Raw genomic sequence first — 15,123 nt, 5'->3', positions numbered from 1 at the left:
GGTGGAGTACATCATCGTCATCGCCGTCTCGGCGCTGCTCGTCGTGATGGCGCACATGACCCTCGAACCGCGCGTCGCACGGCGCGCGCTGCCCGTGCTGTTCGCCGCCTTCGTGCTCCGGCTGGCCGTCCACGTCCTGATCATGCGCTCCGGCGGGTTCGCCTACGGCGGCGACAACCTCACCTACGAGGCCAGGGCCATGGAGATCGTCGAGCTGTGGCGGCACACCGGAGTGCGCTTCGTCACGTCCGACGAGCTCGCCTCGCTCTCCGGCGTGACGGTGCCGTGCCACGTCTTCGCGCTCGTCATGTACCTGTGCGGGGGGCGGGCCACGCTCGCCTGCACCGCCGTCGTGGCGCTGGTCGCCTGCGGGGTCTGCATCGTCCTCTACCGGTTCGCCCGGATCGTCGGCGCCGACGAGCGGGCGGCGTTCCGGCTGCTGGTCGTCGCGGCGTTCCTGCCCGGGTCCGTGCTGCACACCTCGGACACGTTCAAGGACGGGTTCAACGCGTTCCTCGTGGTCGCCTGCCTGGGCCTGGCCGCGTCGAACATGCAGCGCTTCGACCCGCGCAAGGTGCTCCTCCTCGGGCCGATGCTGTGGGCGCTGTTCAACGTCAGGCCGTACATGGTGGTCATGTGCGCGCTGCCGCTGCTGGTCGGCGTCGCCCGGATCAAGCGCGCGCTGTCCGGTCGCGCCCTGGTCGTGTTCGCCGCGCTGGTGATCCCGGCCCTCGTGCTCCTGCAGGGCATGGACCAGGGCGTCGACGGGCCGCTCGGCGCGGTGCAGGAGCAACTCGACCGCGGGCAGTCGGAGCACGTACGGCTCGCCAACGCGGAGGGGGGCTCCGGCGTGGTCTTCGACGACGGCGGGAACGCGTGGGGCGCCCTGGGGCCGAAACTGGCCTACACGCTGCTGTCCCCGTTCCCGTGGACGGGCGGAAGCGCCACCCTGCAACTCGGCAAGCTGGACACCCTGCTCTGGTACTGGCTGCTCTACCACGCGTTCCTGGGCGCACGCCGGCTCTGGCGCGACGATCGCCGGATGTTCCTGATCCTCCTGCTGTTCGTCGTCCCGGGGTCCATCGCCTACGCGACGACGATGTCCAACATCGGGCTCATCTTCCGGCAGCGCATACCGATCGTGATGGTCACGAGTCTGCTCTCGGCGGTGGCGTGGACGAGGACCCGGCGTGACGGAGAGACCGCCGTGGAGCCGCGGCCGGCCGCGCCGCCCGCGACCGTCCCCGCCGGACCGTCCGTACGGGAATGAGACGGGCCGATGCCGGAGGGAGACGAACGGCGCGGCGTGCCGCGCGGCGCCGGAAGCGTGGGAAAGCTGCTGCGGACCATGGCCAGCCAGGCCGTCCCGCTGGCCCTGGCCGCGGTGGCCGGAGTGTTCCTCAGCCGCTGCCTGCAGCCCGAGGGCCGGGGCGTGTACGCCACGGTCACCGTCACGGCCGGGACGGCGCTGGTGGTGGGGCACCTTTCCGTGGGCAGGTCGCAGCTCGCGCTGTGGCCGGTGCTGACCCGCCACCGGCCGCTCGTCGGCAACGCCGCGATCCTCGGGCTGCTCCTCGGGGCCGTCTCGGCCGCGGTGGCCTTCTGCCTGGTGAGCGTCCTGCACGTGGCCGCCGACCCCCGCCTCATGGTCATGGCGCTGCTCGCCGTGCCGTTCGGCGTGGCGGCGGTCAACCTCAGGGGGATCGCCCTGCTGCAGTCACGGGTCGGGCTGGCCAACCTGGCCACGGTCCTGCCGGCCGTCGTGCTGTACGTCCCGATCCTCGTGCTGGCCGTGACGGGGGCGGCCACGGTGCCGGTCGTGGTCGCCTGCTGGGCGGTCTCCACGATCCTGCCCTTCGTGCTGTTCTTCCGTCCCCTCGGCCTGCCCGCTCCGGGTGAGGTGACGCTCGCCCGCCGGCAGCTGACGCTGTCGGGCCGCTATCACCTGGGCACGGTCGCGGTCCAGCTGCTGCTGACCGCGGACGTCCTGCTCCTGAACGCCCTCGTCGGACCGGCGGAGGCGGGCCTCTACACGGTCGCGACGTCGTTCCTGGCGCTGTCGAGGGTGCCGACCGACGCGCTGGCCCAGATCGTGGTCTCCCGGCAGGCGGTGCGGGACGAGTCGGACGCCCGGGCCGTCACCGCGCGGGTGATCCGCCTCACCCTGCTACTCGTCTGCGCCGTCGTGGGCGTGCTGGCGCTCGCCGCGCCCCTGGTGATCCCGCTGGTGTACGGCCCAGCCTTCGCCGGCAGCGTCGCCCCGCTGCTGGCCCTCGCACCGGGCATGATCCCGTGGTCGCTGCAGCGGCCGGTGGAGCAGTATCTGGTGCGGCTGGGCCGGCCGATGACGATGACCGCCGCGGCCGCCGCCGCCCTCGCGGCGAACCTCGCGCTGAACGCCGTGCTCATCCCGCACTGGGGAGCGCTCGGCGCCGCGCTCGCCTCCACCGTCGGCTACAGCGCGCTGGCCCTGGTGGAGCTCGCATGGTTCGCGCGTACGGCCCGCCTCGGCCTCGCGGACCTGCTGCCCCGGGCACGGGACGTCCGGTGGGCGATCTCCGCGCTGCGGTCACGGCGCCGCCCGGCCCGTGGGGAGGCGGGCGTCCTGACCGGGTCGGCCCGGCGGTGATCCGGGCGGCGGGAATCGGCCGGTCGATGACTTGGCAAGAAAAGGGCGGCCGGACCGCGTCGGGCGTGCTCCCGGGCCACGGCGCGATCAGGCTTGCGCTCATGCGCACCTCCTCCTATCCGCGGCCGGACACGTGTGCGACGGCGCCGGGGAGTTCCACTGTCACCGGTCGGGCGGTCCGGCCGGGGAGCCGCCGGCGGATCGCGGGCCGCCTGCTGGGATCATCCCTGCTGCCCGCCGTCCTGATGGGCGCGGCCGCGGTCGCCGTGCTGCTCCGCTACGACGTCGCGCCGCGCGACCTGCTCGCCTTCACCGCCTATCTGCTGCTGTGCCTGGCCCTGCCCGGGGTGCTGCTGGTCAGGGCGCTGTGGCCCGCGCGCCGCACGGCCGCAGAAGAGATCGCGCTGGGGCTGGCGCTGGGCTACGCCGTGGAGGTCCTCGTCTACATCGCGGCCCGCGCGGCCGGTCACCCGCTGTCCGTGCTGGCCTGGCCGGCCGCGACGTACGCGCTGTTCCTCGGCGTGCCACGGCTGCGGCGGCACTGGAGGCGCCCGCAGCGCCGGCCGGCTCCGCTGTGGTGGTCGTGGGCGCTCGCCCTCGTCATGTTCTATCTGCTGGCGCTCGGCGTGCTGACCTTCCTGGGGAAGAACGCGATCGCCTGGCCCGCGATGGCCACCTCCTACATCGACATGCCCTACCACCTGGCCCTGGTCGGTGAGCTGCGCGCCCACATGCCGCCGACCGTGCCGGCCGTGGCCGGGGAGCCGCTCTTCTACCACTGGTTCGTGTACGCCCATCTCGCGGCGGCCGGCTGGGTCACCGGAATCGACCCGGTCGTGCTGCTGTTCCGGCTCGGCATGCCGCCCATGATGGCCGCCATCACGGTGCTGCTCGGCATGGTCGGCAGGCGCGTCACCGGTTCGTACGCGGGCAGCCTGGTGGCGCTGGCCGGCACCGTGCTCATGACGGCGCCGAACCTCTACCACGGGGTGAACGTGGGGACCCTGACCTGGCGGGGGTTCCAGTCCTGGACGGGGCCGAGCCAGACCTTCGGGGCCCTGCTGTTCGCGCCGGTCGTGCTGCTGGCGATCGACCTGTTGGCGGCCCGTCGGCGTGACCCGCTTCGCATGCTTGTGTTCTGCGTGTTCGTCCTCGCCGTGATGGGGGCGAAGGCGACCCACCTTCCTCCGTTCGCCTTCGGCCTGGCCCTCGTGGCGGGGGTCCGGCTGGTCACGCGCCGCCCGCGGGGACCGGTGCTCGCCATGCTCGGAGTGACCGCGATCTGCTGGGCGTACGCGCAGTTCGTGCTGTTCGGCGGCGCGCGGCAGGCCATGATCGTCGCTCCTCTCTCGCTGCTGGAGCGCGCCTGGGGGGAGCTGACCGGCCGGCCGGGCGCCGCCGTGCCCGTCGGCTCGCTCCTCGGGATCACCGTGGTCTACCTGCTGTGCCTCGCGGTCACCTGGTGCGGCGCCCTCGGGCTGCTGGCCCGGCCCCGGCTGCTCCTGCGGCCCGCCGTGACGCTGCTGCTCGGCATGGGCGTCGCCTGCGTCGGGGCCGCGCTGGTCTTCGGCCACCCCCATCTCGGCCAGCTCTACTTCTTCGGCGCCGGATATCCGTACCTGATGATGGTCGCGGCGTACGGGCTCGTGACCGTGGTGCGCCGGGCGGCGGTGACCCCGCGGACCGTCGGGTACGCCGTGGTCGCCGGGGTGGGCGGCGCCTGCCTCGTGTGGGCGCTGTGCGGTGTGCGTACGCCGCTGCCTTCCGGCGGCCCGGAGGGCCTGCTCTATCTTCCGTACGCCGTGCTGGCCGCAGCCGCGGGCGCTGCGGCGGTCGTCGTGGTGCTGACCAGGCGGGGCGTACGCGCCTGGGCGGTGGTCCTCGTCGCGTTCGCCGCCGCCGGCTGGCCCGCCGCGTGGTCGGCCCGGGTGCTGTCGACGCTGGACCGGACCCCGCCGGGCGCGACGTCCGCCGAGGTGGCCCCGGTGGAGCCGGGGGCCGTGCCGGACGGCTTCATGACCGCGGCACGCTGGCTGCGCGCCCACTCGTCTCCCGGCGACCTGGTGGCGACGAACGTCCACTGCCGCTGGGGCCACGGTCATCCCTGCGACAGCCGGCAGTTCTGGGTGTCCGCGCTGGCCGAGCGGCGGGTGCTGGTCGAGGGATGGACCTACACCGGCACCAACATGAGCCGGTGGCGGCCCGGTGAGCTGCCCGAGCTCCTGCCGTTCTGGGACGGGGAGCGGCTGCGGGCGAACGACGCCGCCTTCACCGCACCGTCCCGGACCACGACGGGACTGCTGCGCGACCGGTACGGCGTGCGGTGGCTGCTGGCGGACGAGCGGTACGCGTCCCGGCGGCCCGGGCTCGGCGCCGTGGCCGAGCTCCGCTTCCGCTCGGGTGACTGTGCCGTCTACCACCTGGGCCGTCGAGCGCCTGGCGTGACATCGATTCCGGAGAGGGCGACGTGAGGATTCTGCACATCGGATATCGGCTGGCCCCGGAGCCGGGCGGCAAGGAGCGCTATATCGCGCGCCTCGCCCGGGAGGAGCTGCGCCGTGGACACGAGGTGCTCGTCGCCCGGCGACGCGGCGCGATCCCGCCGGGTGCGGCCGCCGTCGCCCTGCGGCCGACCCGGGTCGGCCGCGCGCTGGCCGGCCGCTCCGACCCGGTCGCGTTCGCGCTGGAGTGCGCCCGCGCGCTGTCGGGCCTGGGGCCGCTGGACGTGGTCAACCTGCACGGCGACCACCGCGAGGCGCTGTTCCTCGGCCCGGCCGCAGCGCGGCTGCGGATTCCGCTGCTGCTCACCGTGCACGGCGCGCTGGCCATGCGGCACCGTCCGATCATGCCGTTGGCCTTCCGGCGGGTGGACGGGTTCGTCGCCATCGGCGCGCGTCCGGCGGCGGAGCTGTGCCGGGCCGGGGTCTCGCCCGCGGCCGTACGGACGATGTCCGGCGGACTCGATCTGCCGCGTCTGGACGCCGTCAGGGCGCGTACGGCCAGGGAACCCGGACTGATCGTCAGCGTGGGCAACCTCCTGCCGGTGAAGAACCACGCCCTCACGATCGAGGCGTTCCACCGGCTGCGCGCCGTACGCCCCGGGGCGCGTCTCGTCATCGCGGGAGAGGGCCCGGAGCGTGCGCGGCTGGAGCGGCTCGCGGCGGCGGGGCCGGGCGTCGAGCTCGCCGGACATCTGCCGGGTGATGAGGTCTACGCGCTGATGGCCAGGGCGGAGATCTTCGTGCTCGCCTCACGCAGGCTCCCCTCCATCGGGGAGGGGATTCCCACGGCGGCGCTGGAGGCCCTGGCCCTGGGCACCCCGGTCGTCCTGTCCTCGGAGGCCACCCTCGACCCGGTGGTCGCCGACCCGGCCGCCTGTCGCGTCTTCCGCAGCGGCTCGGCCGGCGACCTCGCGGCGCACCTGCGGGTGCTCGCCGAGGACGGGGCCGTACGGGCGCGGATGGCCGAGCGTGGGCGGCGGGCGGTCGCCGACCTCGACTGGCCCCGGGTGGCCGCCCGGATCGAGGATCGGTACGAGGCCATCAGGTGCGGCACGCCGTCACGACGGCGCCGGGTCACCCACGAGGCCGGACGGATCTGACGTGGGTCGGCCGCGCCCCCGCCGGGGCGTGGCCACCTCGTGACGGTCGCGCGCCGCGCAGCGCCCGCCGGGCGGTCGTCTGCTGCGGATCGGGATCGAACAGCACGTCCACCCAGTAGTTGGAGGAGTGGTACGTGTTGGTCGGGAAGGCGTTCGTGGCGCTGTAGCGGTAGACGCCGTTGCCTCCCGCCGTGCCGTCGGCCGGCGCGGACAGCGGGTCGCGGATGTAGGGGTTGACGAAGTAGTACGGGTCCAGCGAGTAGTACCCCGACGTGGTGAGGTACGACGCGACGTACGTGGTGTCGGCGTTGATCGAGATCGGCGGTGAGAACGTCGCCTGCTGCCAGCCGCTCGCGGTCTCGCCGGTGAAGGTCACGCTCGCCAGGAGCTGCCCGGTGGCGGTCCACAGGCTGCCGACGTGGGTTCCCGTGTTCTGCGGGCCCTTGTAGAACCTGATCCCCCGGATCTTGCCGGATTCCGTCGATTGGAACTTGACCCCGACGACGACCGACTTGTTGTCGGGCTGGGACGCGATCAGCGGCGTCGCGGTGTCGTCCCACAGGGTGGTGGCCGGTGCGAAGACCACGTCGACGTAGTAGTTGGTGGTCTGGTAGGTGGAGGACGGGAACGTGGCCGCCGCGCTGTAGGCGTACAGGCCGTTGCCCCCGCCGTCGCCGTTCGCCGGGGCGGTGATGAGCCCGTTGGAGTACTGCGCGGTGAAGTAGGGCCTGGTCACCGAGTAGAAGCCGGACGTGTGGTAGGAGACGACGTAGTCGATGTTCTCGGACACGAGCACGGGGTCGGAGAAGTTCACCTGCTGCCAGCCGCTCGTGGTCTCGTCGGTGAAGGTCGCCTGGGCCAGGAGCTGCCCGGTGGCGGTCCACAGGCTGCCGACGTGGGTTCCCGTGTTCTGCGAGCCCTTGTAGAACCTGACCCCCGAGACGTAGCCCGGCGAGGTGAAGCGGAACCTGACGCCGAGCTCCACGGGCCTGGTGTCGTTCCAGTTGGCCTGGGCGGGTGTGCTGTCCGGAGCCCAGAGCGAGCACGGGCAGCCCGCGTTGACGTTCACCGTCCGCGTGGCCGGGGTGGTCTGGACGTTGCCGATGTCGTCGATCGCCCGCGCCTGGATCGTGACCGTCTGCGATTTGGGCGTCGTCCAGCGGTAGAACCAGGTGGTCCGGCCGGTGGCCCGGCGCCAGGTCGTGCCGCCGTCGGTGGAGACCTCGACGCCGGCCACCACACCGCCTCCGTTGTCCGCGGCCGTTCCGCTGATCGTCACGGTCGTCCCGCCGGGGATGGGGGCGCCGGTCGACGGGATGACGATCGTCGAGGTCGGGGGCGCGGTGTCGGTCGACTGCGTCGCCGGGACCAGGCCCGACTGCAAGGTGGCCGGCTGAACGTTGGCCATGTCGGCGAAGAGGTTGACCGTCGCCTGCTGCATCCGGATGTCGGTGGGGGTGCCGGGGTTGTCGTGTACGGCGTCCAGCCCCCAGGCCCACTGGGTGGTCCCCGCGCCGAACACGACCGAGCCGCTCGTGCTGCGGTAGAGCGACAGGTGGTGCGCGGCCGTTCCGCCGCCGTACGAGCTGCCGTAGTTGAGCAGGAACTTGCTGGAGGTGGTCACCTTCGTCTCCGAGAGCAGCACCGCTCCCGGCGGGGCGACACCGTTGTCGGGCGCCTCGTCCCACTCATAGCCCAGCGTGCCGGTCGGGAAGACGGCGATCTGCCCGGGCTGGAGGTTCGCCACCGACGTGTTGCGCCACAGCCGCATCTTCGCGTAGTCGGCCGGGACCGTCATCGCGTCCGAGGAGACCCCGTTGATCCGGAAGAGCGTTCCGGTGACGGTGTTCTCCGGCCGGCCGCCGTCCGAGGGCGGCGAGAAACGGGGGTCCCGCCAGGTGCCGGTCCACTGCGTGCTGGGGTCGATCTTCGCGTTGGCGAGCGTCTCCTTGTAGCAGACGATCGTACGGAACGGGGTGCCGGAACCGTCGATGCTGTTCTCCCACCGGGTCTTCCAGAACGACTCGTTGCCGGAGAAGAACGCGATGCCGACGCCGCTGTCCCTGGCGTTGGTCACGTTGGTGCGCGTCTCGTTCGACCAGTACTCGTCGTGCCCGGACGAGATGAAGATCTTGTGGTTGAGCATGGCGGAGGGACGCGACGCCGTGTCGACGCCGCTGGTGTAGGCCACGTCGTAGCCGTTCGCCTCGAGCCATCTGACGAACGGGTATTCGGAGTCGAAGAAGTTCGTCTCCGGCCGGGAGGCCCGGGTGAGCAGCGGACGGTTGTAGCTGACCTTGTACGCCCGGCCGGCCGGGTTGCCCTTGTAGAGGCTGTTGCCGCCGTAGTCGTTGTACGCCTGCCACGTCGTGTCGGAGGTCTGGACGAGGATGTCCGCGTTCCGGGAGTCGTTCCGTACGACGAAGATGTTCTGACTGACCCCGCTGGTGCCGTCGGTCCTGACGAAGTTCGCCAGGTAGACGCCGGAGACGGCGTCGGCGGGCACGGCCCACGACGCGGAGACGCTCCAGTTGCCGCAGTCGATCAGGCCCGTCGTCGTGTCGGTGAGACAGCCAAGCTGCGTCTGCGGAAGCGGCACGGACGGAGTCACCGTGGCGACCTTCCGGGCGCCCATGCCCTGGTAGTAGCCGACGCGGTAGATGTCGATGCGATATGAGGTGATCTTCGGCGCGTTCACCTTGAACTGCTGGGTCTGCCCGGCGTTGACGCTCATCAGGGTGGGGAAGCCGTTGATGGCGTCGTCCCCCGCCCCCGGCACGTTCCACTCCGACGGCGGGGTGCCGGGCAGGCTGTTCTCCAGGCAGATGACCGAGGTGGGCGGGCAGGCCGCGGCGCGGAGCCCGGCACCACGGAGTCGATGAGCGCCGCGGAGTCGATGAGCACCGCGGAGCCGGTCACCGCGAGCAGGGCCCGTCGAGGGGGCGGGCTCATGAGCGGGCTTAGGACCGGGCGCGGTGTGCGCGCCGGACGGTTCCGGCGAGCCACCCGGAGAGGGCGCCGGGTCGGCGGCGCCGGCTGTCGAGCCTTCCGGTGTGCTTTCCGGCGAGGCCTCCGGCGAGGCGCCGGGAGGGACGCTCGGAGAGGCGCTTGGGGATGCGCTCGGCGAAATGATCGGGGATGCGCTCGGCGAGGCGATCGGGGATGCGTGGACGTCGCCGGGGGGTGGTGCCCACGCGGCCATGAGCAGTACGGCCACCGCGGCGAAGGCGGCGCCGAAGATGCGCGTGGCCGGGGTCCTCCGCCTCAACTCGGCGGCTCCTTTCCATTCGCCTGGCATGGTGCACCTCTGATGGGACGCAGTGGAACGCCACGAACCGGGGGAGGTCAGCGCAGGATAACGATCGCCGGACCCGGCCCGGCGCCATGACGGGAAACGGCGTGTTCCCCGTAATACGGAATCTCCTTCGCGTTTCTCAGACATCCATTTATCCGGAAATAAGGGCATTTGGTGGTTGTTGTGATCGAGGATGGGTGGAATTAAGGGAGAGGGAAACAAAGGGTGGAAATCATGAATGTCCGGGAGTAGCATTCAGGCCGGGTGAGTCAATCACGTAGATCATCCCAGCTCACTCCATAGATCATCAGTACAGGCGCGGCAATCCGCGGCCCCGCCCGCCCTTTCCCGCGTCATCGTTTCCAGGTGACAACTCTCGCCCCTGGTGTCCCGCCGACTCCACCGGCCCGGCAGCCCGCGACCGGTCGCGCCCCATGGCACGAGAGCACCGAGAGCTGGTTCGCATACAGAACCCATCAGGACGCGGGCGAACACGTGCGTCCGCGGCACGACGCGAGGCAGGTCGGAAATGAGACACCCAGCCGCCACAGAGAAACGCGGGCGGGAGCCCGCCGCGACCCGATCGGATGGGCGCCGTCGCGGTCCTTCCCGCCGCACCCGTCGTCGTCGGCTCGCCGCGGCCCTGCTCGCCGCGCTCACCGCCGGCGCCCTCGTCACGGCGCCGCGGGAGGTCGCGGCCGTCGCCTCACCCGACCTCGGCAGCTCCGCCTCCTACCCGGTCCTGGCCTCGATCTCGGTCACCAACACGGACCTCACCCAGGTCTTCGGCGACCTCGGCGTGAGCCCCGGCAACTCGGTCAGCGGCTTCCCGCCCGGCAGCGTCACCGGGACCATCCACAAGGGCGACTCGGCCGCGGCGAGCGCCATGGCCGACGCGGTCGCGGTGCGCGACACCATCGCCGGGATGCCCCGCACCGCCACCATCGGCCCCAACCTCGGTGGGACGACCCTGGGCCCCGGCGTCTACGAGACGGCCACCGCCGCATTCTCCCTCGACGGTACGCTCACCCTCGACGCCCAGACCGACCCCGACGCGATCTTCGTGCTCCGCGCCACCAGCCTCGACGCCGCCAGGATCAGCAACATCGCCCTGGTCAACGGTGCCCAGGAGGACAACGTCTACTGGCAGCTCAGCGGCACCGCGTCGATGGCCATGTGGGCCACCTTCCGCGGAAACGTCCTCGCCAACGGCAACATCTCGGTGGGCCCCGGCGCGAACGTCTACGGCAGGCTCTTCTCGCTCGGCGGCACCGTCGCTCTGCAGGGCACCTCGCAGATCCCCGCCACACTCATCATGCTGCCGAACGACCGGCCCACGACCACGACCCTGACCAGTTCCCCCAACCCCTCGCACACCGGAAAGGTGGTCACCTTCACCGCGATCGTGCAGGCGCAGTCGGGCTCGATCCCTCCCTCCGGCGAAGTGGCCTTCAAGGAGAACGGCGTCGTCCTCGGCAAGGTCCGGATGAGCGACGGCCAGCCCGCCAAGTTCACCACGTCCCGGCTCGCCGCCGGACAGCATCAGATCACCGCCGTCTATCTCGGCGGCGTCACGTTCGACAACGAGGCGCCCGTCTACTTCGCGCCCAGCACGTCGCAGCCGGTCGCGCAGACCGTGACCACCACCGGCCTGTGGAGCGACAGCGTGACCCCCGCGGTCGCCTCGCAGAACGACCCGAACGCCGTCGTGGTCGGGGTCAAGTTCCGCTCCACCCAGGACGGCATGATCACCGGGATCCGGTTCTACAAGGGTCCGCAGAACACCGGCACGCACACCGGGAGTTTATGGACCATCGACGGTCAGCGGCTCGCGAGCGTGACGTTCACCGGCGAGACCGCGTCCGGCTGGCAGGCGATGAGCTTCTCGGACCCGGTGGCCGTCTCGGCCGGCACGACGTACGTCGCGTCGTATCACACGACGTCGGGGTTCTACTCGGTCGACCGGGACTACTTCACCGCGCAGCACGTGAACGGACCGCTCGCCGGGCTCGCCGACGGCGCTTCCGGCGGCAACGGCGTGTACGCCTACAGCGCCACCGACACCTTCCCCACCAGTTCCTTCCGGGCCTCGAACTACTGGGTCGACGTCATGTTCAACCCCGCGGCCACCCTCTGGCCCGACACCGTGACCCCCGCGACGGTGACCCAGCCCGACTCGCAGGCCGTGATCCTCGGGGTGAAGTTCAGGACCACGCAGGACGGCCTGGTCACCGGGATCCGGTTCTACAAGGGTCCGCAGAACACCGGCACGCACATCGGGAGCATATGGACCGCCGACGGCGGCCAACTGGCGACCGTGACGTTCACCGACGAGACCCCGTCCGGCTGGCAGACGATGAGCTTCCCGGAGCCGGTGGCCGTCTCGGCCGGCACGACGTACGTCGCGTCGTATCACACGACGTCGGGGTTCTACTCGGTCGATCGCGACTATTTCACCTCGCAGTATGTGAACGGCCCGCTCATCGGGCTCGCCAGCGCCGCGTCAGGGGGCAACGGCGTGTACACCTACGGCCCGACCAACGGTTTCCCCACCAACACGCACCGCGCCTCGAACTACTGGGTGTCGCCGGTGCTGGAGTTCGGCAGTTGACGCGCGAGCGCCGGTAAGGCTTGCGCAATGACATGCCCACGGCGGGTGGTCGGGCACGCCCGCCCCCGCCGGGGCGTTGTTCACTACGGCGGTGAGCACAACCAGCCTGAGGACCGTCCCCTTCAACCGGACCCACGTCTGCGACAACGAGCTCGGCTACCTCGCCGAGGCCGTACGGCACGGCTCCACCTGCGGCGACGGGCCGTTCACGCGACGCGCCACCGCACTGCTCAAGGAGCTGACGGGGGCGGGGGACGCGCTGCTGACCACGTCGTGCACCCACGCGCTGGAGATGTCGGCGATCCTGCTCGACCTCCGGCCCGGCGACGAGGTGATCATGCCGTCGTTCACCTTCTGCTCGACGGCCAACGCGTACGCCCTCAGGGGAGCGGTGCCGGTGTTCGCCGACTGCCGGCCGGACACCCTCAACATCGACGAGCGGCTGATCGAGGCCGCGATCACCGAACGCACCCGGGCGGCCGTCGTCGTCCACTACGGCGGGATCGCCTGCGAGATGGAGACGATCGGTGAGATCTGCGAGCGGTACGGCCTGGCCCTGATCGAGGACAACGCCCACGGACTGGGCGGGTTCTACCGAGGCCGCCCCCTCGGGTCGTACGGCCGCATGGCGGCGCAAAGCTTCCACGCGACCAAGAACGTGCAGTGCGGCGAGGGCGGCGCGCTGCTGCTGAACGACCCGGAGACGGCCGTCCGTGCCGAGATCATCCGGGAGAAGGGCACCGACCGCAGCCGCTTCTTCCGCGGCCAGATCGCCAAATACCAGTGGATCGACATCGGGTCGAGCTACCTGCCCTCGGACGTTCTCGCGGCCATGCTCACCGCCCAGCTGGAGTCGTTCGACCGGATCCAGGCGCGGCGCCACGCGGTCTGGCAGGCCTACCACGAGGGACTGGCCGACTGGGCGGCGGCCAACGGCGTCCTGCGGCCGACGGTTCCCGACGGCTGCGCGCACCCGGCGCACCTCTACTACCTGCTCATGCCCGACCTGCACCATCGTCAGCGGTTCATCGCCCACCTCGCGGCGGCGGGCGTGCAGGCGGTGTTCCACTACCAGCCACTCCACAGCGCCCCGGCGGGACTGCGGTACGGGCGCACCGCCCCCGGCGGCTGCGCCGTCACCGAGAACGTCGCCGACCGGCTCGTACGGCTGCCGCTGTCCGCCGGCCTCGACGGCGACGAGGTGACCCGGGTGATCGACGCCGCGCTCACCTACGAGGTGCGCTGATGGGCTGGCAGGAGGTGATCGAGGCGCCGGAGGCGCCGGAGCGCGTCCGGGCCGTCGCTTCGCCACTGGAGTCCGCGAGGTTCGGCCGCACCGTGGCGCGTATCACCGTGTCGGCGGAGTCCACGACGCCGCTGCGTGACGTACGCGCCGCCGTCGCTGAGTCCGCGGCCGACGTCGTCGTGCTGCGTTACCCCGCCGCGTACGTCGGCTGGTTCGCCGAGCTGACCACGCTCGGCCGCACCGCCGTGCTGGCCGACTCGCTCGCCTACTGGCGGTTGCGCGCGGGGGAGGGCCGGGCGCCCCGGCCGACGGCCGACCTGACGGTGGGCGGCGGGGCGGACCCCGCCGAGGTCCGGGCGCTCGTCCGCGACGTCTTCGCCGCGTACGGCAACCACTACCTGGCCGATCCCCTCTTCGATCCGGCCGCCGCACTGGCCGGTTACGAGGAGTGGGCACTGGGGTCGACCGCCGCGGGGGAGTGCCTCACCCTCCGCGGCCCGGCCGGCCCGCTCGCGCTGGCCACGCTGGCCGAGGACCCGGCGCGTACGGAGATCCTGCTCGCCGGGGTGGTGGCCGCCGCCAGGGGCCGCGGCGTCTACGCCCACCTGCTCAGGGCGGTCGAGGAACGCACCGTGTCACGCGGCGCGGCCGAGGTGGTCATCTCCACCCAGGGGCACAACACCGGGGTGCAGCGGGCCTGGGCCAGGTACGGATTCGAACCGGTGCACACGGCGCTCACCGTCCATCTGATCCGAAGCCCACTCCCGAGATGACCACCGGCTCGCGGTTCGCGTCCGTCCGTTCGCTCACCACGTAGGTCGGGCGGCCCATCCCGCTGCCGTGGATGCGGCCGACGTACTCGCCCAGCACGCCGATGGACATCAGCTGCGCCGACGAGAACAGCGCGACCATCGAGGCGATCGTGGTGAAGCCGGCCACCGTGGTGTCCCCGGCGATGAACCGCCACAGCACGACGGCGCCGAGCACCAGGCCGACGATCCCCGCGAGGAAGCCCAGATAGCTGGCCGCACGCAGGGGGGCGGCGCTGTAGCCGAGCAGCATGTTCACGGCATGCCGCACCAGCATCCTGGGCGTGTAGTTGGACCTGCCGTCTTCGCGCTCGCTCATGTGCACGTGCACCGACCCCACCCGGGTGGTGGCCCACGAGAGTGCCACGTCCACCGAGGCGTGCGGCCCGGACAGCCCCTCGAACGCGTCGCGCAGCCGGGTGCGGAAGGCGCGGAACGCGCTGATCTCCCGGGCCGTACGGATGCCGAGGGCGGCCGACATCCCCGCCTTCACCGTGCGGGAGGCGAGGCTGCGCAGGAAGCCGTGCTCCTCCTGGTACGGCATGCCGTACACGAGGTCGAGCTGTTCGCCCCGTAGCGCGGCCAGCAGGTGGGGGATCTGCTCAGGCGGGTGCTGGAGGTCGTCGTCCATCGTGACGACGACATCGAACCGGGCCTCCCTGATGCCCGCGACCAGGGCGTTGTGCTGCCCGTAGTTGCGCGACAGGCGGACGGCGCGCACGTTCTGGAACCGGTGCGCCAGATCGGCGGCCACCGTCCAGGTGTCGTCCGGGCTTCCGTCGACGACGAGGATCACCTCGTGCGGCGGGGAGACGTCACGCAGCACCGGCAGCAGCCTGGCGACCAACTGCGGAAGGGTCCGCGCCGAGCGATAACACGGGATCACCACCGACACCGACATTGATTCCCCCGGTTCATTCTCAGCACCTATT

Annotated in this window: 9 protein-coding genes; 7 read left to right on the top strand and 2 right to left on the bottom strand. The window is 71.6% G+C overall.

From position 1 onward, the window contains the following. Position 1 precedes the first annotated feature (1 nt). Genes AP234_RS19460 through AP234_RS19445 form a run of 4 tightly spaced genes read left to right on the top strand, consistent with a single transcriptional unit; the run spans position 2 to position 6,230 of the window. The gene (locus AP234_RS19460) at positions 2-1,270 is read left to right on the top strand and encodes a hypothetical protein (RefSeq protein ID WP_235558256.1); all 1,269 of its coding nucleotides are present in this window, start codon (positions 2-4) and stop codon (positions 1,268-1,270) included. Between the two features lie 9 nt (positions 1,271-1,279). After that, entirely contained in the window at positions 1,280-2,629 is a 1,350-nt protein-coding gene (locus AP234_RS19455) for a polysaccharide biosynthesis C-terminal domain-containing protein (RefSeq protein WP_055481115.1), read from the top strand. Positions 2,630-2,655: 26 nt separating this feature from the next. Further along, positions 2,656-5,100, top strand: a complete 2,445-nt coding sequence (locus AP234_RS19450; RefSeq protein WP_152990512.1) for a hypothetical protein — start codon at positions 2,656-2,658, stop codon at positions 5,098-5,100. Beyond that, on the top strand, positions 5,097-6,230 hold the full coding sequence (locus AP234_RS19445) for a glycosyltransferase family 4 protein (protein WP_055481113.1): 1,134 nt from the start codon (positions 5,097-5,099) through the stop codon (positions 6,228-6,230). The genes AP234_RS19450 and AP234_RS19445 overlap by 4 nt, the downstream gene beginning before the upstream one ends. Here the strand turns inward: AP234_RS19445 and AP234_RS19440 are convergent. Next, positions 6,205-9,498 carry a N,N-dimethylformamidase beta subunit family domain-containing protein gene (locus AP234_RS19440; protein ID WP_235558255.1) on the bottom strand — a complete coding sequence of 1,098 codons (3,294 nt, stop codon included), beginning with the start codon at positions 9,496-9,498 and terminating at the stop codon, positions 6,205-6,207. The genes AP234_RS19445 and AP234_RS19440 overlap by 26 nt on opposite strands. 556 nt (positions 9,499-10,054) lie before the next feature. On the opposite strand from AP234_RS19440, the gene AP234_RS19430 reads away from it, so the two are divergent. The 3 genes from AP234_RS19430 to AP234_RS37340 all read left to right on the top strand — a co-directional run bounded on the left by AP234_RS19430 (position 10,055) and on the right by AP234_RS37340 (position 14,155). Then, a complete protein-coding gene (locus tag AP234_RS19430) occupies positions 10,055-12,136 on the top strand; it encodes a DUF4082 domain-containing protein (RefSeq protein WP_055481110.1) in 2,082 nt (693 codons plus the stop codon). Between the two features lie 91 nt (positions 12,137-12,227). Continuing rightward, positions 12,228-13,382 carry a dTDP-4-amino-4,6-dideoxygalactose transaminase gene (rffA, locus tag AP234_RS19425; protein WP_235558254.1) on the top strand — a complete coding sequence of 385 codons (1,155 nt, stop codon included), beginning with the start codon at positions 12,228-12,230 and terminating at the stop codon, positions 13,380-13,382. Next, positions 13,382-14,155 (top strand): GNAT family N-acetyltransferase, encoded by a 774-nt coding sequence (locus AP234_RS37340; protein WP_055481109.1) that lies wholly within the window; start codon positions 13,382-13,384, stop codon positions 14,153-14,155. Before rffA ends, AP234_RS37340 begins: the two co-directional genes overlap by 1 nt. Here AP234_RS37340 and AP234_RS19415 read toward each other — a convergent pair. Continuing rightward, on the bottom strand, positions 14,118-15,092 hold the full coding sequence (locus AP234_RS19415; RefSeq protein WP_055481108.1) for a glycosyltransferase family 2 protein: 975 nt from the start codon (positions 15,090-15,092) through the stop codon (positions 14,118-14,120). The genes AP234_RS37340 and AP234_RS19415 overlap by 38 nt on opposite strands. Positions 15,093-15,123: the final 31 nt, after the last annotated feature.

Source organism: Sphaerimonospora mesophila (assembly GCF_001417795.1).
Lineage (GTDB): Bacteria > Actinomycetota > Actinomycetes > Streptosporangiales > Streptosporangiaceae > Sphaerimonospora > Sphaerimonospora mesophila.
The sequence above is the reverse complement of the archived record's forward strand: the minus strand, read 5'-3'. Positions and strand labels throughout refer to the sequence as shown.